This is a genomic window from Salinimicrobium sp. WS361 (genome assembly GCF_050750585.1).
Lineage (GTDB): Bacteria > Bacteroidota > Bacteroidia > Flavobacteriales > Flavobacteriaceae > Salinimicrobium.
Map to the genome: position 1 here is coordinate 95,197 of NZ_JBOJLM010000005.1, position 22,508 is coordinate 117,704.

Genomic DNA, 22,508 nt, shown 5'->3' on the forward strand with positions numbered 1-22,508 from the left:
TTTTTGAGGGGATTCTTTTTAAGATATTTTGGAGAAATTACTTTTCCATTGTGGCAGCAACACCTGCCGACAATCTTCTGTAAGTTCCATTTTCCAGACGTTCTCTAATTGCAGAGAAGGCGGTAAGCGTAGCTTCTACATCTTCTAAAGTGTGCGCTGCTGTAGGAATTAATCTTAGCAGGATAAGACCTTTCGGAATTACCGGGTACACTACAATAGAACAGAAGATTCCATGGTTTTCCCTAAGGTCATTCACCAAAGCCATTGCTTCGGGGATACTCCCCTGTAGATACACAGGTGTAACACAACTTTGCGTAGTTCCTATGTCAAATCCACGGCTTTTTAAACCATTTTGAAGAGCGTTCACGTTCTCCCAAAGCTTTTCTTTTAGTTCGGGCATGGTCTTTAGCATTTCAAGACGCTTAAGAGCACCAATTACCAACTGCATTTGCAGGGATTTGGCAAACATTTGAGAACGAAGATTATACTTCAGGTAGTCTATAATTTCACGATCGGCTGCTATAAAAGCACCTGTACTGGCAAGGGCCTTGGCAAAGGTGGCAAAATATACATCTATACCATCCTGTACTCCCTGCTCTTCACCTGCTCCTGCTCCTGTCTTCCCAAGAGTTCCGAAGCCATGTGCATCATCAACAAGTAATCTGAAATTATATTTTTCTTTAAGGGCTATAATTTCCTTAAGTTTCCCCTGCTCTCCTCTCATTCCGAAGACACCTTCAGAAATAACAAGAATTCCGCCGCCAGTTTGTTCGGTGATCTTTTCGGCACGTTGCAGGTTCTTTTCAATGCTCTCCAGGTCGTTGTGCTTATAAGTAAAGCGCTGACCCAGGTGCAAGCGCACCCCGTCAATAATACAGGCATGAGCATCAACGTCATAAACAATAACGTCTTTTTTAGAAACAAGGGCATCAATGGTAGAAACCATACCCTGATAACCAAAATTTAGCAGGTATGCAGCTTCTTTATCTACAAAAGAGGCCAGTTCATCCTGCAACTTTTCATGTAAGGACGTGTGACCACTCATCATCCTGGCTCCCATGGGATACGCAGAACCCCATTCGGCAGCCGCTTCTGCATCTACCTTTCGCACTTCGGGATGGTTTGCAAGCCCCAGATAGTCATTCACACTCCAGGTAATCACATCTTTCCCCTGGAATTTCATCCTGTTGGATATAGGCCCTTCCAGTTTTGGAAAAACAAAGTAACCTTCGGCCACTTCACTCCACTTTCCTAAAGGTCCTTTATCCTTATATATTTTATTAAATAAATCTGCCATTTTGTGTATTTTTCACTTCTGCAAAAGTAACAAATAAATAGCAACTTCAGAATTTCAGTCGCTCAAATGCACTGAAAAACATGCACCTTACAACGCAAATTCTTCGGCAGCACCTGCTCCTTCTGCCGCTATTTAAAAAATAAGAGAGAGGTTATATATACTACAGAACAAAAATATGCTGTAGTTATTTTATGAATTCTATCTGATTTTCAGCTTTTTCGTTCTTGCTGTCGAAGAAACCCTGTTCGTTCATCCAGTCGTCGCTATAGACTTTGCTCATATAGCGAGAACCGTGATCGGGAAAAATTATAACGACCTTACTGGACTCATCAAACTCTCCTTCTTCGGCAAGCTGGCGCACTCCCTGCAAGGCTGCACCACTGGTATAACCAACGAAAAGCCCTTCGGTACGGGCAAGTTCCCGTGCGGTATGGGCACTGTCTTCATCGCTTACTTTCATGAATTTGTCAATAATCTCAAAATCTGTAGCTGTAGGAATCAGGTTTTTCCCCAATCCTTCGATGCGATACGGATAGATTTCAGAAGAGTCAAATTCTTTGGTCTCGTGATATTTTTTAAGCACCGAACCATAAGCATCAATTCCCATGATCCTGATGCCCGGATTTTGTTCTTTCAGGAACCTGGCTGTTCCAGAGATCGTTCCGCCTGTACCACTACAAGCCACCAAATGGGTGATCTTTCCTTCAGTTTGTTTCCAGATTTCGGGACCGGTAGTGAGGTAATGAGCTTCTATATTGAGTTCATTGAAATACTGGTTAATATACACCGAACCCTTTATCTCATCGTGCATTCTCTTAGCCACCTGATAATAAGACCTCGGATCATCGGCAGTTACGTTTGCCGGACAAACATATACCTTAGCGCCCATAGAGCGCAGCATATCGATCTTATCTCTGGAAGACTTCGAGCTTACCGCCAGTATACATTCATAGCCTTTGATCACACTAACCATGGCAATACTAAACCCGGTATTCCCTGAAGTAGTCTCAATAATGGTATCTCCCGGTTTGAGGATACCTTTTCTTTCGGCTTCTTCTATTATATGTAATGCTATTCTATCCTTGGTTGAGTGGCCCGGGTTAAAAGCTTCTACTTTTGCAAAAAAGTCACCTTTAAGGTCCTGGGTAACGCGGTTTAAGTGAATTAGAGGGGTATTACCTACTAGTTGTAATACATTATCGAAAACCTGTAAATCTTCTCTCATAAATTGAAGTTATTTACAATAATCGTCTTTGGAAATTAGTATCCTTAGAACGATCACAAACGAAGCAAATTTAAGTCAAATATTTTAATTATTGGTCCATTCCCTCTAAATCGAGAAGAAAAGCGTATTCTTCAGCGACTTCCCGCAAGGCTTCAAATCGGCCTGATGCTCCTCCATGCCCGGCTTCCATGTTTGTATGGAAAAGCAACTTGTTGGTGTCAGTTTTGAGTTCTCTCAATTTTGCCACCCACTTCGCCGGCTCCCAATACTGCACCTGTGAATCATGAAGACCCGTGGTGACGAGCATGTTCGGGTAATTTTGTGCCGTAACATTGTCGTATGGGGAATATGATTTCATATAGGTGTAGTATTCAGCATCATTAGGATTTCCCCACTCATCATACTCACCCGTGGTCAAAGGAATACTTTCATCTAGCATGGTAGTCACTACATCAACAAAAGGCACCGAGGCAATAATGCCTTTATAAAGTTGTGGTGCCATGTTGGCTACTGCCCCCATAAGTAATCCCCCTGCAGAACCTCCACTGGCGTACATATGTTCCGCAGAAGTATAATTTTCATTTATAAGGTGCCTGGTACAGTCAATAAAATCGGTAAAAGTATTTTTCTTTTTTAGCAGCTTTCCATCTTCATACCACTGTCTCCCCAGGTACTCCCCTCCTCTTACGTGTGCAATAACAAAGATAAAACCCCTGTCAAGCAGGCTGAGCCGCACATTGGAGAAATATGGATCTATGGTTGAACCGTACGAGCCGTAAGCATACTGCAGCACCGGATTTTTCCCGTCTCTCTTCAACTCCTTCCGGTGTACCAGTGTCATTGGGATTTTAGCACCATCTCGCGCTGTAGCCCAAATACGATCAGACACATAATTTTCTTTCTGAAATTTCCCTCCCAGTACTTCCAGTTCCTTTTTCACATCCTTTTCCCTGGTGCGCATGTTGAAATCTACCACCTGGGTTGGAGTAGTAAGGGAGTTGTATGTATACCTTAATATTTCGGTATCAAAATCGGGGTTGGTACCCGTAAAAGCGGTGTAAGTTTCATTGTCGAACGGCAAGAAATAAGAATCGGTGCCGTCCCACCTGCGAATATGGATCTTATTAAGACCGTCACTCCTTTCACTTACTACCAGGTAATCTCTAAATAAGTCAATATCTTCAAGCAACACATGCTCGCGGTGCGGAATTACTTCTTCCCAGTTTTCTATCCCCGGATTGTGTACCGGTGCTTTCATCAGCTTGAAATTGGTAGCTCCGTCTTTATTTGTGAGGATATAAAAACTGTCACGGTAGTGGGCAATTCCATACTCCACACCCCTAATTCTGGGCTGTACAATTTGTAATTCCCCATGAGGATCATCGGCGGCAATAAACCTGTATTCTGAAGTTAAAGTACTGTCTGATCCTATTATTATATAACGCTGAGATTTAGATTTATAAACATAAGTATGAAAGGTCTCGTCTTCCTCAAAGAAAACAAGCTCATCCTCTTTGGCCTTTGTTCCCAGCCGATGCTTGAAAATCTTGTTGCTACGCAAGGTTTCCTCGTCCTTTCGGGCATAGAAAAGCGTTTTATTATCATTTGCCCAGGTAGCGCCACCCGTAGTATTCTTGATCTTTTCAGGATATACTTCGCCCGTCTCCAGGTTTTTAATGTAGAGCGTATATTTTCTACGGCTCACCGTATCTACCGCATAAGAAATAAGCTTATTGTTTGGGCTCACACTTAAGCCGCTAAGCCTGTAGTAGTCGTGTCCTTTAGCCATCTCGTTCACGTCGAAAAGGATTTCTTCAGGCGCATCGAGCGTTTCTTTTTTCCGGGAATAGATTGGATAATCCTTGCCTTTTTCAAAGCGGGTAACATACCAGTAACCATTCAGTTTATAAGGAACAGAAGAATCATCTTCCTTGATCCTTTTCTTCACCTCCTGAAAAAGGTCTTCCTGCAGCTGTTTTGTATGAGCCGTCATTTGCTCATTATAGTCATTTTCTCGGGTGAGGTAATCAAGTACTTCAGGGTTTTCGCGCTCTCGCAGCCAGAAGTAATCATCTATACGAACATCTCCGTGTTTTTCAAGTTGTACGGGAATCTTTTTCGCCCGCGGAGTCTTAATTTCTTGAGCAACCACTTTCATCTTTCCATTTTATTTTTACCGGCTGCAAAGTTAAGCTTTCTAATAAAGAAAACTTAAAACTGTGTCTATTAGTTCTCTTATTAGACTTTTTAGGTAATTTTGTATTAACAGAAAAAATGAAACTATGTTTGGAGATATGATGGGCATGATGAATAAAATCAAAGAGACCCAAAAAAAAGTTGAAGAAACAAAAGAAAGGCTTAAAACTGTTTTGCTCGATGAACAATCGGCCGACGGACTTTTAAAAGTTACTATTACTGCAAGCCGCGAGATCAAAAACATCGAAATTGCCGATGAACTTCTTGAAGACAAAGAACAGCTGGAAGATTACCTGGTGCTTACCATCAATAAAGCTGTTGCCCGTGCAACCGAAGTAAACGAAGCCGAACTTGCCGCCGTTGCCAAAGAAGGTATGCCCGATATTCCCGGAATGAATGATATGCTGGGCAAATAGATATGAGATATTAGACTTGAGATATGAGACGGGAGATTTGAGATAATCTTTAATTCTACCGTCTCCCCACTACAGTCTAACGACTAAAAAAAAGATACCCGTCAAATATGGCATTTTTGACGGGTATCTTTTTTTTACAGCTTTATTTTTTCCAGCACTTTCAGAAACCTTTGATGCTTTTCTTCGGAATAATCGTGGTGGGTAACGATCCTTAGCTTCCCCTGCCCCATATTACTTATCCTGATGTTCTCCTGCTGAAGGGATTTCATAAAAGCTGCTTCATCTGAAGCATTTTTGAGATAGAAGATCACAATATTTGTTTCTACTGGCTCAACTTCGCCAACATAACTTTGGGAGTTTAAGGTTTTACCAATTTCTGAAGCTCTTCTATGGTCTTCAGCCAGGCGTTCCACCTGGTTATCGAGGGCATATATACCCGCGGCGGCCATAAATCCTACCTGGCGCATGCCGCCACCCAGAACTTTTCTCAGGCGCATGGCATTTTTCATCACCTTCTTATTTCCTATAAGCACAGTGCCCATTGGCGTACCCAAACCTTTAGAAAGACATACAGAAATAGTATCAAAGATCTTCCCATAGTCTTTCGGGTCTTCATTTTTAGCTACCAGGGCATTGAAGAGTCGGGCGCCGTCAAGGTGCAGGCCGAGATTATGTTCATCGCACACCTTTCTTATCTTTTTTATCTCTTCAAGGTCGTAACAGGCTCCGCCCCCTTTGTTAGTGGTGTTTTCCAGACAAACAAGTGTGGTAAGTGGACTGTGATAAAAGTCGGGCGGATTAATATTCTCCTCTACCTGGGCTGCAGTGATCATCCCGCGGTCACCATCAACCAATTTACAGGACACTCCGCTGTTAAAGGACGCTCCGCCGCCTTCGTAGTTGTACACATGAGCCCACTTGTCGCAAATCAATTGATCGGCCGGCTGGGTGTGTAATTTAATTGCTGCCTGGTTGGCCATACTTCCGGTAGGAAAAAACAGGGCTTCATCCATTCCAAACATATCAGCGAGCTTCCTCTCGAGTTTGTTCACCGTGGGATCTTCCTTATAAACATCATCTCCCACTTCGGCGTTAATAATAGCCTGCATCATACCTTCGGTAGGTTTTGTGACCGTATCACTTCTAAGATCTATTTCTTTCATCATAAAATATTAAACGTTTGACCTTCAGAAATGATCTTTAAAAATGACATTTTTGAAGGTGTATAAAACTATAAAATATTGGTAAAATAGTTTTCCGGAAACCTCATTAATTCTATTTTTGTTCAAAATTCAAGTATGCTTACAATAGAGACAATAAAAGATCTCAAAGATCGCCTGGTTGCGTTAAGGAGGTATCTTTGACGTTGATGCCAAAAACATAGAAATATCCAATCTCCAGGAAAAAACCCTGGCTCCCGATTTCTGGAATGATCCCAAAAAAGCGGAACTTCTTGTAAAAGAGCTCAATTCTCAAAAGAAATGGGTAGACGATTACGAAGAGGCTGTCACTCTTGTGGACGATCTCGAAGTGATCTATGAATTCTACAAAGAAGGAGAAGCTACAGCTGAAGATGTTGAAGAAAGGCATGAAAAATCCAAAAGTCTTATTGAAGACCTGGAGTTTAAAAATATGCTTTCTGAAGAGGGAGATAATTTAAGTGCAGTACTGCAGGTAACTGCCGGTGCCGGTGGTACCGAAAGTTGTGACTGGGCCGAAATGTTGATGCGCATGTATTTGCGCTGGGCCGAAGACAGGGGCTACTCTGTACGGGAACTCAACTACCAGGCCGGCGAGGTTGCAGGAGTGAAAACAGTGACCATAGAAATAGAAGGTGAGTTTGCCTTTGGCTGGCTAAAAGGAGAAAATGGAGTGCACCGCCTGGTGAGAATCTCCCCTTTTGACAGTAACGCGAAAAGGCATACCTCGTTTGCCAGTATTTATGTTTATCCTCTGGCCGATGAAACTATTGAAATTGATATCAATCCTTCAGATATTTCGTGGGAAACCATGAGGTCATCGGGTGCAGGAGGTCAAAATGTGAACAAGGTGGAAACTGCCGTAAGGCTGCGCCACGCACCTTCGGGCATTGTGATAGAGAATTCTGAAACCCGTTCCCAGCTTGACAACAAGACCAAAGCCATGCAGTTACTGAAGAGTCAGCTTTATGAAATTGAACTTCAGAAGCAACAGGCGCAGCGCAGGGAAATTGAAGATTCCAAAATGAAGATTGAATGGGGATCACAAATAAGGAATTATGTGATGCACCCCTACAAGCTTGTAAAAGACGTTCGCACCGGCGAAGAAACAGGAAATGTTGACTCGGTGATGGATGGAGATATTGACCAGTTCCTAAAAGCCTTTCTCATGATGATGGGACAGAAGGCGGAATAAGGTTTAAGGTTTAAGGTTTAAGGTTTAAGGTTTAAGGTTTAAGGTTTAAAATTAAGAAACCTGCAACTCGCAACCAGCTCAAATAAATTGAATTCATAACTCTTAACTACTTACTATTAACTATTGACTACTAACTCTTAACTATGCTAAAGATCTACCACAATACCCGATGCAAAAAATCTCGCGAAGGATTACAGGTTCTGGAAGAATCGGGCAAAGATTTTGAAGTGCGCGAATATTTGAAGGACACCCTGAGCGAAAAAGAAATTGCAGATCTACTTCAGAAATTAAATATGGCGCCTATTGAACTGGTGCGTACAGAAGAAAAAATCTGGAAAGAAGATTATCGGGACCGCGATTTAAGCGATAAAGAACTCATTAGAGTGATGGCTGAAAACCCAAAACTCATTCAGCGACCTATTGTTGAGACAGAACATCAAGCGGTAATAGGAAGACCGGCTTCCAATATTGAAGAGCTGATAGGATAAAACAAGAGGCTTCTAAAAAGGCATTTTTGACACACCGGGACTTGCGTTCCGGTTTTGTTTTTTACAGCATCGTCCAAAAGGGAAGATTTGTCTTCAGATGAAAAGCATTACCGCTTTATTCAGTTTTTCAGAATAGTCAAATACAACTTTTTATAAATGAGCCGCCACTTCTTTTTTCTCTCTTTAGCGCTTATTTTTCACCTAATAACCAGTCATTTATAATAAAAAACTGCTTTTTTAAGTAAAAAATTAAACCATTTCGGTTTTTACCTGTCAAAGAAATAAAACCAAGTATGATTACGAGCATCACCCGGCACCGAACCAGTGCCTTAATTTTTTCTTTCTTTTTATTACTTTCTCTTTCAGCCTTTGCACAGGCACCCCAGTATGAAGTTTCGGGAAAAGTGACCGATGAGCAGGGTACTCCGCTGGAGTATGCCACCATTTCTTTTCAAAGCACCGGCGACCCATCAAACGTTACGGGAGGCATTACAGATGGGCAGGGAAATTTCAATATTGACGTACGCCAGGGAACCTATAATATCACTATAGAATTCATTTCTTTTGAACCTAAAACTTTTAAAAATCGCCAGGTAAATAAAGACCTCAACATGGGTGCTGTAAAGCTTGGAATGGCAGCCGGGGAACTGGAAGAGGTCGTGGTAACTGCTGAAACCACACAGGTAGAAGTACGGCTCGATAAAAAGATATACAATATAGGTAAAGACCTTACCACTGCAGGCGGTACAGTAGCCGATGCTCTTAATAATGTACCATCGGTTTCAGTAGATATTGAAGGCGGAATAAGTCTTAGAGGAAACGAGAATGTGCGTATCCTTATTAATGGCAAACCTTCGGCCATGGCAGGATTTGGAAATACCGATGTGCTATCCCAACTTCCGGCAGATGCTATTGAGCGCGTGGAGGTGATCACTTCTCCTTCAGCAAGATATGATGCCGAAGGTACAGCAGGGATCCTGAATATTATCCTCAAAAAAGAAAAGACACTTGGTCTTAACGGATCAGTTTCTGCAAGAGTTGGAGACCCCGATCAGGTGGGACTTTCAGCTAATGTGAACCTTAGAAAAGATAAATTTAATATTTTCAACACTACCGGATTCAGATATTTTGATGCCCCCGGAAAAGCATTTTCAGACACTCGTTATTTGGAGTACACAAATGAAGAAGGAGAGCTTATAGATCCTACTTCTGAAAGGCTTGTTGAAGATCGAAGAATGGATCGTCTCAACCGAAATTTCTACACCAGCCTTGGGATGGAATATTACATAACCGATATGTCATCGATTACAGCAACCGGATTCTACAGGTATGGCGAAGATGAGGATATTACCAACAACCGCAGCACCGAATATACCGAAGAAGGGATATTAAAGACGCTGCGTACAGAAAACCAGATTGAAGACGACAACAGTTACCAGTTTGCCCTGAATTACATCAATAAATTTAATGACAGCGGGCACCAGTTAACGGCCGACATCCAATACGAACGGGATGAGGAAACGCAAACGGGAGACATTAACGAAAGTATTGTTTCAAATACCACTAAGCTTGATCCTTTTTATCCACTGGAACAAACTTTCACTGAAGAAACACAGAATGAATTCCTTCTGCAGGCCGATTACGTGAGGCCAATTGGAGAGAATGCTCAATTTGAGGCAGGATACCGCGGAAGCTTTGAAGAAGAAGTTACCGATTACCAACTCCTGCTCGAAAATAGGGAGAACGGGGTATTAGAATTGAGTCCGCTTACCAACGTATTCACTTACACCGAAAATGTGAACTCTCTTTATTCACAATACGGAAATAAGTTTGGAGATTTCTCTTTCCTTTTGGGATTACGCCTTGAAAACACTCAGCTGAAAGGGAAAATTGATTCCGATCTTACCGAGGAAGAATTAAGAGAAGAATTTAAGATCCCTATTGATACAGATTTTGACAACAATTACCTGGGCCTATTCCCTACTGTGAACCTTATTTATGAATTAAACGAGCAGGAAAATATCACGCTTGGATACAACAGAAGGATAAACAGGCCCCGTGGCTGGTTTATTAATCCTTTCCCTTCAAGAGCCAGTAGAACAAACATCTTTCAGGGAAATCCAAACCTTGAACCGGCTTATTCAGATGCGTTCGACCTTGGTTACCTTAAAAGATGGGACAAGCTCACCCTTACCTCTTCGGTTTACTACCAATATGAAACCGATTCATTTGAAAGGGTAGAACAAATTTCTACAGCCACAGATAGCACGCAGGTTATAAGAACTATTCCTATCAACTTAGCTACCACAGCACGAATTGGTGCCGAAGCCGGAGTGTTATACAATCCTACGAGATGGCTGCGGCTGAATGGAAGTGTAAACTTCTTCCAGTTTGATACCGACGGAGATTATAACGGGGTTGACTACAGCGCTAAAAACACCAGCTGGTATGGAAGGTTTAGCTCTAAAGTTTCACTTCCTGCCAAGATAGACTGGCAAACAAATGCTTTTTACAGAGGTGCTTCGGAAGGAGCCCAAACAGAAACCGACGGTTTATTTATGGTAGATATGGCTTTGAGTAAAGAATTGTTCAACGAAAAAGCCTCGCTCACCCTTAACATCCAGGATCTACTGAATTCCCGAAAAAGAGAGTCATTTACAGTAACTGAAAGATTTGAGAGAGAAAGTGAGTTTCAATGGAGGCAACGCAGTATCATTCTTTCGTTCACTTACAGGTTCAACCAACAGCGCCGCGACCAGGAAAGACAGAATAGAGAAGGTCGTGACATGAATGGCGGTATGGGCGATGAAGGAGGAGACTTCTAGAGTAACAAAATAGCACAGAATACAGAAAAGCCGTCAAATTTGACGGCTTTTCTGTATTCTGTGCTGACTCTAAAAAGTGCCACAAAAAAAAAAAGGACTTGAAGTCCTTTTTAAGCTTTTTCCCTTTCCAGGCGTTTCTTTTCTTTCTTTTCGTCGAGCATCTCTTTAACTGCGCCTCCTATCCAATAAGGAATAATGGCGGTTAAGAATAGCATTACCCAAAACCCGATGAGTAGTATAATAAGGAAAGCCAGAAAGCCTAAATATTGATCAAATTCAAACATGCGTAGTATTTTATTGAATCTTTGCCAAAGATAGAAACTCTAAGAAGTTATCGCAAAAGTTTTTATTTTATTTTTTATGTTGATTTCGGGTTTAAAAAAGCAGCCGATTTTTTTCCTCTTTCCACCCTAATTTTGTCTCGTTTTAAGTGCTTATAATTCATCGAAGATGTAAATTTGTAGTAAACCAATTAAATCATGGAATACAGAATAGAAAAGGATACCATGGGGGAAGTAAAAGTCCCTTCAGATAAACTTTGGGGAGCACAAACCGAACGCTCCAGGAACAACTTTAAAATCGGCGCTCCGGGCTCAATGCCCCTGGAGATCATTTACGGTTTCGCATATCTTAAGAAGGCTGCAGCCTTCACTAACTGTGAACTTGGGGTTCTTTCAGTAGACAAAAGAGATTACATCTCAAAAGTTTGTGAAGAGATACTTGAAGGGAAACACGATGACCAGTTTCCCCTGGTGATTTGGCAAACAGGCAGCGGAACGCAAAGCAACATGAACCTCAACGAGGTAATTGCCAATCGTGCCCAGCAAATTGCCGGAAGAACTGTTGGAGAAGGTGAAAAAGTGCTATCTCCTAACGACGATGTGAACAAATCTCAATCTTCAAATGACACTTTCCCTACAGGAATGCACATCGCAGTGTACAAGAAGATTGTAGAAGTAACCATTCCCGGAGTAAAGAAACTCCGCAACACCCTTAAAAAGAAGTCGGAAGAATTCAAGGATGTGGTAAAGATTGGCCGCACCCACTTTATGGATGCCACTCCCCTTACTTTAGGACAGGAATTCAGCGGATATGTTTCTCAACTTGACCACGGCCTTAACGCCCTTGAGAACACGCTGCCACACCTTTCTGAACTCGCCCTGGGCGGAACAGCAGTAGGAACCGGATTGAATACCCCAAAAGGCTATTCAAAACGCGTAGCTGAGTTTATTGCAAAATTCACTGAGCTTCCTTTTACCTCTGCTCCTAATAAGTTTGAAGCCTTAGCAGCTCACGATGCTTTTGTAGAAACAAGTGGTGCATTAAAAACACTGGCAGTGTCTCTTAATAAAATTGCCAATGATGTAAGAATGCTGGCCTCTGGCCCAAGAAGTGGAATTGGTGAGATCCTTATTCCTGCCAATGAACCAGGATCTTCTATTATGCCCGGTAAAGTAAACCCAACCCAGGTAGAAGCCCTAACCATGGTTTGTGCACAGGTGATTGGAAATGACGTTACTATTAACGTGGGAGGCATGCAGGGACAGTTTGAACTGAATGTATTTAAACCGGTGATGGCAGCAAATATCCTTCAAAGTGCACAGTTGCTAGGTGATGCCTGCGCTTCTTTTGACGAACATTGTGCGACCGGTATTGAACCAAACAAGCCAAGGATACAGGAGCTACTCAATAACTCTTTGATGCTGGTTACGGCCCTTAACACTAAGATTGGATATTACAAGGCAGCCGAAATTGCCAATACCGCACATAAAAACGGCACTACCTTAAAAGAGGAGGCCGTTAACCTTGGGTATGTCACTGCCGAGGAATTTGATGAATGGGTAAGACCCCAGGATATGGTTGGCAGTTTAAAATAATCACCTAACTCCTTAAAAAATAAGGTCTTCAAAAATGCCATTTTTGAAGACCTTATTTTTTTTCATCCAATCTCACTGGCTGCTTCATTAACTTCAAAATAAAAATGATAATTTCACGGCCTATTCCAAACATATAATGACAAGAAAAGTTGAGTTGGACTGCGGCGTGATCTGGGTCCAAGACAGGATACTGATCAATGAAATGAACGAAGGTGCTTTACTTGATGTAGAAACGAACAGAAAAATCCTGCAAATTGGCAGCGAGAGCTTTGGCCACGATTACTTCGGATATATTTCCCATAGAATACACTCTTACGCAGTGAATCCCATGGTGTACCGCGAGTCTGCCGAGCACCCACGCCTAAAAGCCATTGCCGTGGTTTCTGAAAATGCGTTAACCCGCCAAACCGCCCGTGTAGAACGGCAGTTTTACACCAATAAAAATTCCTTTGAGATCTTTAGCTCCCTTGAGGAAGCTAAAGTCTGGATGATGGAGCAAATAAATGCTTATTCAAAGGTAAAATCGCTTAAAGGGTAATTCTGAAGGAATTTTTTTGCCTTCTGAATAAAAGGTGCCATAACAACATCCTCTTTTACCAAAGGAACTTCTTTCCTGAATTCTTCTATTAATTTCTGAAGAACAGGAGAAGTCTTATAAGCACCTCTGTACGACAATGCCTGTGACGCGTTGTAGAGTTCTATGGCCAAAATGCTGTTTACATTTTCTACAACTTTTACTGCTTTTGTGGCGGCATTAGCCCCCATGCTCACATGATCTTCCTGCCCGTTTGAAGATACAATAGAATCTATACTCGCAGGGGTGCAAAGTTGCTTGTTCTGACTCACAATACTGGCGGCGGTGTACTGCGGAATCATGAATCCGCTGTTAAGTCCCGGTGCATCAACCAAAAATGCAGGCCCACGCAAACCAGATACCAGCTGATAGATCCTTCTTTCGGAAATACTACCCAGCTCGGCCATAGCAATAGCCAGGTAATCTAAGGACAAAGCTAACGGTTGCCCGTGAAAATTCCCTCCCGAAATGATCTTATTGGCATCTGCAAAAATATTAGGATTATCGGTAACCGAATTTATTTCGGTCTTAAAACATTTGTACACAAAATCGAGCGTATCCTTGCTGGCACCATGCACCTGCGGTATACACCTGAAGGAGTAAGGATCCTGTACGTTTTGCTTTACCTGTTTGGCTATTTCACTTCCTGCAAGGATCTTCCTGATTCTCTCGGCTGTTTTCACCTGCCCGCGATGTGGCCGTACCAGATGTACCAGCTCATCAAAAGGAGAAGTGTTACAATCAAAAGCATCTACAGATAAGGCTCCAATGACATCGGCCCAAATAGAAAGCCGGTTAGACTGAAGTAACGCATATACACCATGGGCGCTCATAAACTGGGTTCCGTTAAGCAGGGCAAGACCTTCTTTAGACTGCAAAGTGATAGGCTTCCACCCAAATTTCTTCAGCATTTCTTCCGAAGGAATAATTTCGCCATTAAGATAAACCTCTCCTTTCCCAATCAACGGAAGTGACAAGTGAGCAAGGGGTGCAAGATCTCCTGAAGCTCCCAAAGATCCCTGAGAATAAATCACCGGCAGCACATCTTCATTGAAGAAATCTATAAGCCTGTTCACAGTTTCGAGTGAAACCCCGGAATGCCCGTAGCTCAAGGATTGTATTTTTAACAGTAACATCAACCTGATGATAGGTTTTGATACTTTTTCACCTGTTCCGCAGGCGTGAGACATTACCAGGTTTTCCTGTAGTTTGGTAAGATTTTCTGTTGAGATCTTCACATTGCACAAAGAGCCAAAACCGGTATTGATCCCGTAAATGGGGCTCTTGTTCTCCTTCATTTTTTGGTCGAGATACCTTCTCGCCTTCTCAATCTGGTAAACAGCCTCTTCACTAAGGGCAAGGCTTTTATTATTCTGAATAATCTCCCTTATTTCTTCAATGTCGAGGACAGAAGAACTTATATAATGACAATCTCTCATTAGGAAATGTTGGTTTTTTCGGTTTCAAAAAGGTCAAAAATCGCGGCTCCTGTGTTCTTTGCAATATCTCCTGCAACCACTCCTTCATAACTGAATCTTTCGGCTGCAATATCTCCGGCTTTACCATGCAGGTATACTCCAAGGATGGTGGCGCGAAGGGATTCGTATCCCTGGCCAACAAGTGCAGCTAGCACACCGGTCAACACATCTCCGCTGCCGGCTGTGGCCATCCCGGGATTGCCGGTGGTGTTAATAAAAAGATCGTTTGGAGTTACTGTAAAGGTATAGGTGCCTTTAATAAGCAGAACAACTTTATGTTTTTTAGTGAAAGTCCTCGCCTTCTCCAGTTTTTCATAATCATCTTCCCATGAACCTATCAGCCTTTCCAGTTCTTTGGGATGAGGCGTTAGGATACTGCCTTCGGGTAAAAGCCCGAGTAAATCGTTTTTTTTGGAAAGTATATTAAGTCCATCGGCATCTATGACCATCGGCTTTTTATTTTTCTTCAGCAGTTGTTCAAAAGCTTCAATAGTTTCTTCTTTAGTGCCCACTCCTACTCCGAATGCTATCACATCGGGATCAAGGTCAAAGTCTATATTGGTAAGTATCTCTTTATGCGGATCGGTAATTACCATAGCTTCGGGAAGTGCCGTTTGCAGGATATCATATCCGCATTTTGGCGCATAAATCGTCACCAAACCAGCACCTGCACGCAAAGCAGCAGTAGCGCTGAGACACACACTGCCTATTTTACCGTAGCTCCCTCCAATGATCAGGGCATGGCCATAAGTTCCTTTATGGGTAAATCTTTGGCGTGGGGTGTAAAGGGCCCTTGCTTCGGCTTTGCCAATCAATTCGGCTGCTGCAGGGGCATCTTTGAGGAATCCGGGATCGAGCCCAATGTCGAGGATTTGCAGGTCGCCAACAAAAGGCGCAGTATCGGGCAGGTAAAATGCCATTTTTGGCACCTGGAAACTGATTGTATAGCTCGCTTTAATAATAGATTCCATATCTGCTACCGCAGCATCGGCCATAAGGCCCGAAGGTATATCTATAGCCAGAACAAAGGCTCCCGAGGCATTGATGTGCTGTACCAACTCAGCGACCCAGCCAGGTAGCGGCCGGTTTAGGCCTACTCCAAAGATGGCATCAACTACAAAATCGCCATACTTTATTTCGGGAAGGTCGTCTTCGGCTTTAAGAAGTACAGGCCAGTTTTTTGAGAGGTTCTTTACCCGATCGTAATTCACCAGAAAATCCGGCGACCGTTGATCGCTGTAGTTTACTATACATATGGTGACATCATAGCCCGCTTCTATCAACTGCCGCCCCACTACAAGGCCATCCCCGCCATTGTTCCCAATTCCGCAGAAGATCTTTACAGGAATCGGTGCCCCTTGCAGGCGCTTATGAATTTCATCAAAAACCAGCGTGGCAGCTCTCTCCATTAATTCGGTGGAAGAAATCCCCTGCTTTTCAATAGTCAGTTTATCAGCCTGCTTTATTTGTTTGGCACTAAGGATCTTCATGAATTCATTTATTTTGAAAAGTTATACAAATATAAAATTTCCTTTGTGCCCAGCCTTTGCCTTATCTATTTCTATTGAAAATTTCTGTATTAACCGCCCATTCCTTTCGGAATTTAATAAATTTGCGGAAAATAATTTTTAAATGAAGAATACAGCACTTACCTCTACTCATATAGAACTTGGAGCTAAAATGGTTCCTTTTGCAGGCTACAACATGCCCGTTTCCTATGAAGGTGTAAACATTGAACACGAGACCGTGAGAAAAGCGGTAGGTGTATTTGACGTTTCCCACATGGGAGAGTTCCTTATCACAGGAGAGAATGCCCTGGCTTTGATCCAGAAAATAAGCTCTAACGACGCCTCAAAACTTACCGACGGAAAGGCGCAATACAGCTGCATACCAAATGCCGATGGCGGAGTTGTAGATGATCTAATTATCTACCGTTTCAATGAGGAGAAATATCTTCTTGTAGTTAACGCATCAAACATTGAGAAAGACTGGAACTGGATCTCCCAGTACAATACTATGGATGCTACCATTCGCGATCTATCAGATGAATATTCGCTGCTCGCCATCCAGGGGCCAAAAGCTGCCGAAGCTATGCAGTCTCTTACCGATGTAGATCTTTCAACAATAAAATTCTACACTTTTCAGGTGGCACCTTTTGCAGGAGCCGAAAACGTGATTATTTCGGCCACCGGGTACACCGGCAGTGGCGGTTTTGAGATCTATGTGAAAAATGATGATGCACAGCGTGTGTGGGACCGTGTTTTTGAAGCAGGTGCAGATTATGGCATCAAACCAATTGGTCTTGCAGCAAGAGATACCCTGCGCCTGGAGATGGGCTTCTGTCTCTACGGAAATGATATTGACGATACCACTTCCCCAATCGAAGCAGGTCTTGGTTGGATCACTAAGTTCACCAAAGATTTCGTTAATTCTGAAGCTCTTAAGGAACAGAAAGAAAATGGGCCAAAGCGCAAGCTTGTAGGTTTTGAAATTGATGAGCGCGGAATTCCGCGTCAGGGTTACGAGATTGTAGATGATAGTGGCAAGGTTATTGGCAATGTAACTTCAGGAACCATGTCTCCATCGCTCGAAAAGGGAATTGGAATGGGATATGTTCCTGTAGAGTTAGCCACACCGGGAAGCAAAATAAATATTCAGATACGCAAAAAAGCTCTTCCTGCCACAGTGGTAAAAATGCCATTTTATAAAGGATAGTTTTTGAAGAGAATTTTGATTTTAGGGGGAAGCGGCTTTATCGGGAATGCCCTGTATAAAGAGCTTTACCCCTATTTTGATACGCACGCCACCTACCATACCGACAATGCGTTTTTCGAAAAGAACCAGAAGTTCCACCAGTTTGACCTGGAGCGGGAAAGCATTAGCATTTTGCTGGAGAACCTGCAACCCAATGTCATTGTGTCTGCCCTGCGCGGAAACTTTTTGGCACAGGTACACACCCACTTTGAGATTATAGATTACCTGTTGAAAAACAAGAATTCAAAGCTCATTTTTCTGTCTTCTGCCAATGTCTTTGATGCTTTTACCAACTATCCGTCATACGAATATGACAAAACGCTGTCTCAAAGTGTCTACGGAAGGTTTAAAATAAAGATCGAAAATGCGCTCTTGCGATTGCCCAACAACAAGTATGTCATCGCCCGGTTGCCCATGGTCTTTGGAGCAAATTCACCGCGTGTTACCGAAATAAAAAGGCAGCTGCAAGAACAGGAAGCCATTGAAGTTTTTTCGAATGTGGTGGTAAATGCTACCTACGAAGCAAAAATGACCCAGCAACTGCATTACATCATTAACAGGAACAGGCAGGGAGTATTTCACCTTGGCAGCAACGACCTCATTCACCACAATGACCTGGTAGCAGAGATTTGCGAAACCCTTGGAGAGAAAAAGCCGCTTTTAAAAAACGTCTACGATTCAAACTTTGATCGTTTTCTAGCCGTCATTCCCAAGGACAATCTGCTTCCAAAGAATTTACAAATTTCTATTCAGCAGGTGGTGGCCAGCACACTGGTATCCTAGTGTTAATATTCTACTAATTCATCTTTCTGCGCTACGAGGTTGCTTAACTTTAAAAAAATAAAACTTCGGAGATATGCAGATTTTAGATGAAAAAGAGATCAAATCAAAGCTTGAAGAACTTGAAGGCTGGGAATATAAAGATGATGCTATTCACACCACTTTTCAGTTCGAGAACTTTAAAGAAGCATTTTCGGTAATGGTGAGAATCGCTTTTGAAGCCGAAGCCCAACAACATCACCCACAGTGGACAAACGTCTACAACGAACTCGAAATTTCCCTCTCTACACATGATGCCGGCGGGGTTACCCACAAAGATTTTAAACTCGCCCGAAGCATAGAAGATATTGTAGACGCAGGAGAATAATCTTTTTTAGGAGCTTGATGTTTTTTCCTATTTTTACCCCTCAATTAATAGATTAAAATGGGAAGAGCATTTGAATTCCGTAAAGCGCGTAAAATGAAGCGATGGTCTGCTATGGCCAAGGCTTTCACCCGCATCGGGAAAGACATAGTAATGGCTGTTAAGGAAGGCGGTCCAGATCCCGACACTAATTCGAGGTTACGGGCTGTGATCCAGAATGCCAAGAGTGTCAATATGCCCAAAGACAATATTGAGCGGGCTATAAAAAGAGCTTCAGATAAAAGCCAGGGCGACTATAAGATCGTACTTTTTGAAGGTTATGCACCACACGGTATTGCAGTGCTGGTAGAAACTGCTACAGACAATAATAACCGTACAGTTGCCAACGTGCGTTCGTATTTCAACAAATGCGACGGCAACCTGGGAACTTCAGGGTCGGTAGAATTTATGTTTGACCACACCTGTAACTTCCGCATCGCCAAAGATAACCTGGATGCTGAAGAACTGGAACTGGAACTAATAGATTTTGGTGCCGAAGAAGTTTTTGAAGATGAAGACGGAATCATCATTTATGCACCTTTTGAGGCGTTTGGAGCCCTTCAGAAGGAACTGGAAGGCAGGGACATCGAGATCATCTCCTCCGGATTTGAATATATTCCGCAGGTAACAAAACAATTATCTCCTGAAGAAGCCGCCGATGTAGAAAAGCTTCTTGAAAAACTGGAAGAAGATGATGATGTACAGCACGTGTACCACACTATGGAAGAAACCACTGAAGAGGAGGCTTAAATAAGGTACTCCCGCAGTTAACAAATATCATTCTGAATTGATTTCAGGATGCTTTAAATTTATATAACTCCTGAATATTTCAGGAAGACAGAAACGAGGCTGTCTTAAAAGTTGTCAAAAATGTCATTCTGGAGCTACTTTTTCAGGATCTTACCAAGCTGATTTTCAGAAGTAACAAGATCCTCAAAAAGTTCAGGAGACAGAAATACAGCTTTTAAGGAAGCCTCTTTAGTTTCAAAAATCTATGAAGACTGATGCTCACCGGCAGGCCATAAAAGCCTCTTACTACAGCATTGCCGGCAATGCCGCACTTGCCGTAATAAAGGGCGTTACAGGTGTTTTTGGGAATTCTTACGCCCTAATTGCCGATGCCATAGAATCTACCACCGACGTATTTTCAAGCCTTCTGGTGCTCTTTGGATTAAAATATTCAGCCCGGCCCGCCGATGATAACCACCCATACGGGCATGGCCGTGTGGAACCGCTTATCACCTTTGCTGTGGTAGGTTTCCTGGTGGTTTCGGCGACAATAATTGTTATGGAAAGTATTGAGAATATCCAGACTCCGCATAAAATCCCCAAGCCCTATACGCTCATTGTGCTCATGGCAATCATTCTCACAAAAGAGATCTTTTACAGGTTTATCAATAAAAAAGGAGAAGAGACCAACAGCAGCTCTCTCAAAGCCGATGCCTGGCACCATCGCAGCGATGCCATTACTTCTCTCATGGCCTTTATTGGTATTTCTATTGCCCTTTTTATGGGAAAAGGATACGAAACAGCCGATGACTGGGCGGCACTTTTTGCCTCGGGTTTTATTCTTTACAATGCCTATCTCATTCTAAGACCTGCTCTTGGTGAAATTATGGATGAGCATCTTTATGATGATTTGGTAGAAGAAATTCGGGAGATCTCCATGAAAGAAAAAGGGGTACTTAATACCGAAAAATGCTTTATTCGTAAAACCGGCATGACCTACCATGTAGACCTGCATGTTATTGTAAACGGCGAACTTTCTGTCAACGAAGGCCACGAAATAGCCCATAATTTAAAGGACAGGCTCATACAGGAAAAACCCGAATTAGCCGACATTCTTATTCACATAGAACCTCACAACCCGGAGCATGCTTAAAAATGCCATTTTTGGCAGGTATTTTCTTCCGGTTGTCGGTATGCATTCCTAAAAAAAACTTAATCCCCTGCGCTCCTCCCACGGGTAGATGTCAATTCCCTATCTTTATGGGATAATCAGGAAATTTAAATTTAATGGATACAAGATTAGCGGTATTAATAGACGGCGACAATATACCTTCGGCTTATGTCAAGGAAATGATGGAAGAGATCGCCAAATACGGCAACCCCACAATAAAAAGGATCTACGGTGACTGGACCAAACCCCACCTCGCAAAATGGAAAAATGTACTGCTTGAGAATGCCGTGACGCCCATACAACAATACGGATACACACAGGGAAAAAATGCGACCGATTCTGCCATGATCATTGATGCCATGGATATCCTGTATTCGGAAAAAGTTGACGGGTTTTGCCTGGTTTCCAGTGACAGTGATTTCACCCGACTCGCAACCCGCCTTAGAGAAGCCGGAATGAACGTGATTGGGATTGGAGAAAAAAAGACCCCCGATCCTTTTATAGTTGCCTGCGACAGGTTTATTTATATCGAAATCCTGAAGAACCAGACGAAGGAATCCAGCAAGGAAAAAGAGACCAAAAAGAGTGATTATGATAAGATCACCAATAAAGTCATCAAATTAATCGCCTCCACGATCTCTGATGTTGCCGATGACGATGGCTGGGCTTTCCTGGGAGATGTGGGTAGCCTCCTGCAAAAGAAGCAACCTAACTTTGACTCCCGTAACTACGGTTTTCAAAAGTTAACCCCAATGATAAACTCTATAGATAAATTTGAAATTGAATCAAGGGAAAATCAGGGTCGCGGAAAATATAAACTCATCTATGTGAGAAATAAAGAGTAATACATTTGAAATTGAATATTGACTATTGTTTATTGATCATTGTTAATTGGTAATTGTACATGAGAACCATCAAAAGAACATATAAAGCTGAGTACCGGCCAATTGCCGATCTCATCACCTATTCCCCCATGCCCACGAGGTCACTGCGGATGATTGATCCTTTTCTTTTCCTCAATCACCACGGGCCACAACGGTATTCCCCGGGCAACAATGGCCTGCCTTTTGGGCCGCACCCGCACAGGGGAATGGAAACAGTAACTTTTATTCTTGATGGCGACATTGCCCATAAAGATTCTGGCGGCAATAACAGTGTTATTGAGAGTGGCGGCGTACAGTGGATGACCGCCGGAAAAGGCCTTATTCACGCCGAAGTTTCTTCAGAAAAATTTAAAAAGGAAGGTGGGCCATTAGAGATCCTGCAGCTATGGGTGAATTTACCGGCGAGGTTAAAAATGACAACACCGACATACAAGGGGCTTCAAAAAGAGCAAATTCCGCTGACTTTTTCTGAAGATGGAAAAGTTAAAGCTCAGGTAGTCTCAGGAAAACTTAATGAAACTCAGGGTCCTTTTGAGACGCCCACGGAGATACACCTTAGCACCCTTTTCTTTGAGACCGAAGGAGTTTTCACTACAAAGGTTCCTCTAAGCCACAACATTCTATGTTATGTCATAAAAGGCGAAATAAAGATCAATGGTGAGATCATCCAGTCCCTTCATCTCGTAGAATTCAATAATGATGATGAAAACCTGCGCATAGAAGCTTTGGCAGAAAGCACTGTCTTATTTGGTCACGCCGAACCTTTTAACGAACCTGTAGTAGCCCAGGGTCCTTTCGTGATGAACACGCTCGAAGAAATTGACCAGGCATATACAGATTATCAACAGGGAAAGTTTGAGTAAGGTTTAAGGTTTAAGGTTTAAGGTTTAAGGTTTAAGGTTTAAGGTTTAAGGTTTAAGGTTTAAGGTTTAAGGTTTAAGGTTTAAGGTTTAAGGTTTAAGGTTTAAGGTTTAAGGTTTAAGGTTTAAAAGAAAAAATCCTGCTGTACAGCAGGAT

20 protein-coding genes are annotated in these 22,508 nt (G+C 42.5%); 13 read left to right on the forward strand and 7 right to left on the reverse strand.

Going from position 1 to position 22,508, the window contains the following annotated elements; genetic code table 11:
* Positions 1 to 37: 37 nt before the first annotated feature.
* The 3 genes from ACQ93I_RS06505 to ACQ93I_RS06515 form a co-directional block, all read right to left on the reverse strand.
* Positions 38 to 1,297 (reverse strand): aminotransferase class I/II-fold pyridoxal phosphate-dependent enzyme, encoded by a 1,260-nt coding sequence (locus ACQ93I_RS06505; protein WP_431697749.1) that lies wholly within the window; start codon positions 1,295 to 1,297, stop codon positions 38 to 40.
* A gap of 184 nt (positions 1,298 to 1,481) precedes the next feature.
* A complete protein-coding gene (locus ACQ93I_RS06510) occupies positions 1,482 to 2,522 on the reverse strand; it encodes a PLP-dependent cysteine synthase family protein (RefSeq protein WP_431697751.1) in 1,041 nt (346 codons plus the stop codon).
* Positions 2,523 to 2,610: 88 nt separating this feature from the next.
* Positions 2,611 to 4,680 carry a S9 family peptidase gene (locus ACQ93I_RS06515; RefSeq protein WP_431697752.1) on the reverse strand — a complete coding sequence of 690 codons (2,070 nt, stop codon included), beginning with the start codon at positions 4,678 to 4,680 and terminating at the stop codon, positions 2,611 to 2,613.
* Positions 4,681 to 4,804: 124 nt separating this feature from the next.
* Here ACQ93I_RS06515 and ACQ93I_RS06520 point away from each other — a divergent pair, with 124 nt between their 5' ends.
* Positions 4,805 to 5,134, forward strand: coding sequence for a YbaB/EbfC family nucleoid-associated protein (locus ACQ93I_RS06520; RefSeq protein ID WP_266071200.1), 330 nt, complete (start codon positions 4,805 to 4,807; stop codon positions 5,132 to 5,134).
* A 134-nt stretch (positions 5,135 to 5,268) separates the two neighbouring features.
* On the opposite strand, the gene ACQ93I_RS06525 is transcribed toward ACQ93I_RS06520, so the two are convergent.
* On the reverse strand, positions 5,269 to 6,297 hold the full coding sequence (locus tag ACQ93I_RS06525; RefSeq protein WP_431697877.1) for a threonine aldolase family protein: 1,029 nt from the start codon (positions 6,295 to 6,297) through the stop codon (positions 5,269 to 5,271).
* 135 nt (positions 6,298 to 6,432) lie between these two features.
* On the opposite strand from ACQ93I_RS06525, the gene prfB reads away from it, so the two are divergent.
* The 3 genes from prfB to ACQ93I_RS06540 all read left to right on the forward strand — a co-directional run bounded on the left by prfB (position 6,433) and on the right by ACQ93I_RS06540 (position 10,841).
* A protein-coding gene (prfB, locus tag ACQ93I_RS06530; protein ID WP_431697753.1) for a peptide chain release factor 2 occupies positions 6,433 to 7,528 on the forward strand; the annotation gives its coding sequence in 2 pieces (ribosomal slippage) (positions 6,433 to 6,495 and positions 6,497 to 7,528; 1,095 coding nt in all).
* A 143-nt stretch (positions 7,529 to 7,671) separates the two neighbouring features.
* Positions 7,672 to 8,016, forward strand: a complete 345-nt coding sequence (arsC, locus tag ACQ93I_RS06535) for an arsenate reductase (glutaredoxin) (RefSeq protein ID WP_431697754.1) — start codon at positions 7,672 to 7,674, stop codon at positions 8,014 to 8,016.
* A 293-nt stretch (positions 8,017 to 8,309) separates the two neighbouring features.
* Positions 8,310 to 10,841, forward strand: coding sequence for a TonB-dependent receptor domain-containing protein (locus ACQ93I_RS06540; protein WP_431697755.1), 2,532 nt, complete (start codon positions 8,310 to 8,312; stop codon positions 10,839 to 10,841).
* Between the two features lie 110 nt (positions 10,842 to 10,951).
* Here the strand turns inward: ACQ93I_RS06540 and ACQ93I_RS06545 are convergent, their stop codons facing one another.
* On the reverse strand, positions 10,952 to 11,125 hold the full coding sequence (locus ACQ93I_RS06545) for a hypothetical protein (RefSeq protein WP_265163022.1): 174 nt from the start codon (positions 11,123 to 11,125) through the stop codon (positions 10,952 to 10,954).
* A 195-nt stretch (positions 11,126 to 11,320) separates the two neighbouring features.
* On the opposite strand from ACQ93I_RS06545, the gene fumC reads away from it, so the two are divergent.
* Positions 11,321 to 12,718, forward strand: coding sequence for a class II fumarate hydratase (gene fumC, locus ACQ93I_RS06550; protein ID WP_431697756.1), 1,398 nt, complete (start codon positions 11,321 to 11,323; stop codon positions 12,716 to 12,718).
* A gap of 136 nt (positions 12,719 to 12,854) precedes the next feature.
* A complete protein-coding gene (locus ACQ93I_RS06555; protein WP_431697757.1) occupies positions 12,855 to 13,256 on the forward strand; it encodes a hypothetical protein in 402 nt (133 codons plus the stop codon).
* Here ACQ93I_RS06555 and hutH read toward each other — a convergent pair.
* Both hutH and ACQ93I_RS06565 read right to left on the reverse strand, forming a co-directional pair.
* Positions 13,226 to 14,731: a histidine ammonia-lyase gene (gene hutH / locus ACQ93I_RS06560; protein ID WP_423819441.1), complete on the reverse strand. Its 1,506-nt coding sequence runs from the start codon at positions 14,729 to 14,731 to the stop codon at positions 13,226 to 13,228. The genes ACQ93I_RS06555 and hutH overlap by 31 nt on opposite strands.
* A complete protein-coding gene (locus ACQ93I_RS06565; protein WP_431697758.1) occupies positions 14,731 to 16,260 on the reverse strand; it encodes an NAD(P)H-hydrate dehydratase in 1,530 nt (509 codons plus the stop codon). Before ACQ93I_RS06565 ends, hutH begins: the two co-directional genes overlap by 1 nt.
* A gap of 142 nt (positions 16,261 to 16,402) precedes the next feature.
* On the opposite strand from ACQ93I_RS06565, the gene gcvT reads away from it, so the two are divergent.
* The 7 genes from gcvT to ACQ93I_RS06600 all read left to right on the forward strand — a co-directional run bounded on the left by gcvT (position 16,403) and on the right by ACQ93I_RS06600 (position 22,354).
* Complete coding sequence (gene gcvT / locus ACQ93I_RS06570; RefSeq protein WP_431697759.1) at positions 16,403 to 17,485, forward strand: glycine cleavage system aminomethyltransferase GcvT; 1,083 nt, start codon at positions 16,403 to 16,405, stop codon at positions 17,483 to 17,485.
* A 3-nt stretch (positions 17,486 to 17,488) separates the two neighbouring features.
* Positions 17,489 to 18,307, forward strand: a complete 819-nt coding sequence (locus ACQ93I_RS06575) for a sugar nucleotide-binding protein (protein WP_431697760.1) — start codon at positions 17,489 to 17,491, stop codon at positions 18,305 to 18,307.
* Positions 18,308 to 18,380: 73 nt separating this feature from the next.
* Positions 18,381 to 18,671, forward strand: a complete 291-nt coding sequence (locus ACQ93I_RS06580; RefSeq protein WP_431697761.1) for a 4a-hydroxytetrahydrobiopterin dehydratase — start codon at positions 18,381 to 18,383, stop codon at positions 18,669 to 18,671.
* Between the two features lie 57 nt (positions 18,672 to 18,728).
* A complete protein-coding gene (locus ACQ93I_RS06585) occupies positions 18,729 to 19,457 on the forward strand; it encodes a YebC/PmpR family DNA-binding transcriptional regulator (protein ID WP_431697762.1) in 729 nt (242 codons plus the stop codon).
* A 244-nt stretch (positions 19,458 to 19,701) separates the two neighbouring features.
* Positions 19,702 to 20,589, forward strand: a complete 888-nt coding sequence (locus ACQ93I_RS06590; RefSeq protein WP_431697763.1) for a cation diffusion facilitator family transporter — start codon at positions 19,702 to 19,704, stop codon at positions 20,587 to 20,589.
* A gap of 134 nt (positions 20,590 to 20,723) precedes the next feature.
* The gene (locus tag ACQ93I_RS06595; RefSeq protein WP_266071214.1) at positions 20,724 to 21,452 is read left to right on the forward strand and encodes an NYN domain-containing protein; all 729 of its coding nucleotides are present in this window, start codon (positions 20,724 to 20,726) and stop codon (positions 21,450 to 21,452) included.
* Between the two features lie 59 nt (positions 21,453 to 21,511).
* A complete protein-coding gene (locus tag ACQ93I_RS06600; RefSeq protein WP_431697764.1) occupies positions 21,512 to 22,354 on the forward strand; it encodes a pirin family protein in 843 nt (280 codons plus the stop codon).
* Positions 22,355 to 22,508 lie beyond the last annotated feature (154 nt).

Bases quoted from the DNA above. Each gene is read 5' to 3' on its own strand.
- ACQ93I_RS06580 (WP_431697761.1), top strand. From the start codon at position 18,381: ATGCAGATTTTAGATGAAAAAGAGATCAAATCAAAGCTTGAAGAACTT.
- fumC (WP_431697756.1), top strand. From the start codon at position 11,321: ATGGAATACAGAATAGAAAAGGATACCATGGGGGAAGTAAAAGTCCCT.
- ACQ93I_RS06565 (WP_431697758.1), bottom strand. From the start codon at position 16,260: ATGAAGATCCTTAGTGCCAAACAAATAAAGCAGGCTGATAAACTGACT.
- ACQ93I_RS06585 (WP_431697762.1), top strand. From the start codon at position 18,729: ATGGGAAGAGCATTTGAATTCCGTAAAGCGCGTAAAATGAAGCGATGG.
- ACQ93I_RS06545 (WP_265163022.1), bottom strand. From the start codon at position 11,125: ATGTTTGAATTTGATCAATATTTAGGCTTTCTGGCTTTCCTTATTATA.
- ACQ93I_RS06590 (WP_431697763.1), top strand. From the start codon at position 19,702: ATGAAGACTGATGCTCACCGGCAGGCCATAAAAGCCTCTTACTACAGC.
- ACQ93I_RS06555 (WP_431697757.1), top strand. From the start codon at position 12,855: ATGACAAGAAAAGTTGAGTTGGACTGCGGCGTGATCTGGGTCCAAGAC.
- ACQ93I_RS06525 (WP_431697877.1), bottom strand. From the start codon at position 6,297: ATGAAAGAAATAGATCTTAGAAGTGATACGGTCACAAAACCTACCGAA.
- ACQ93I_RS06540 (WP_431697755.1), top strand. From the start codon at position 8,310: ATGATTACGAGCATCACCCGGCACCGAACCAGTGCCTTAATTTTTTCT.
- ACQ93I_RS06510 (WP_431697751.1), bottom strand. From the start codon at position 2,522: ATGAGAGAAGATTTACAGGTTTTCGATAATGTATTACAACTAGTAGGT.
- gcvT (WP_431697759.1), top strand. From the start codon at position 16,403: ATGAAGAATACAGCACTTACCTCTACTCATATAGAACTTGGAGCTAAA.
- arsC (WP_431697754.1), top strand. From the start codon at position 7,672: ATGCTAAAGATCTACCACAATACCCGATGCAAAAAATCTCGCGAAGGA.
- ACQ93I_RS06515 (WP_431697752.1), bottom strand. From the start codon at position 4,680: ATGAAAGTGGTTGCTCAAGAAATTAAGACTCCGCGGGCGAAAAAGATT.
- ACQ93I_RS06505 (WP_431697749.1), bottom strand. From the start codon at position 1,297: ATGGCAGATTTATTTAATAAAATATATAAGGATAAAGGACCTTTAGGA.
- ACQ93I_RS06600 (WP_431697764.1), top strand. From the start codon at position 21,512: ATGAGAACCATCAAAAGAACATATAAAGCTGAGTACCGGCCAATTGCC.
- ACQ93I_RS06595 (WP_266071214.1), top strand. From the start codon at position 20,724: ATGGATACAAGATTAGCGGTATTAATAGACGGCGACAATATACCTTCG.
- ACQ93I_RS06520 (WP_266071200.1), top strand. From the start codon at position 4,805: ATGTTTGGAGATATGATGGGCATGATGAATAAAATCAAAGAGACCCAA.
- hutH (WP_423819441.1), bottom strand. From the start codon at position 14,731: ATGAGAGATTGTCATTATATAAGTTCTTCTGTCCTCGACATTGAAGAA.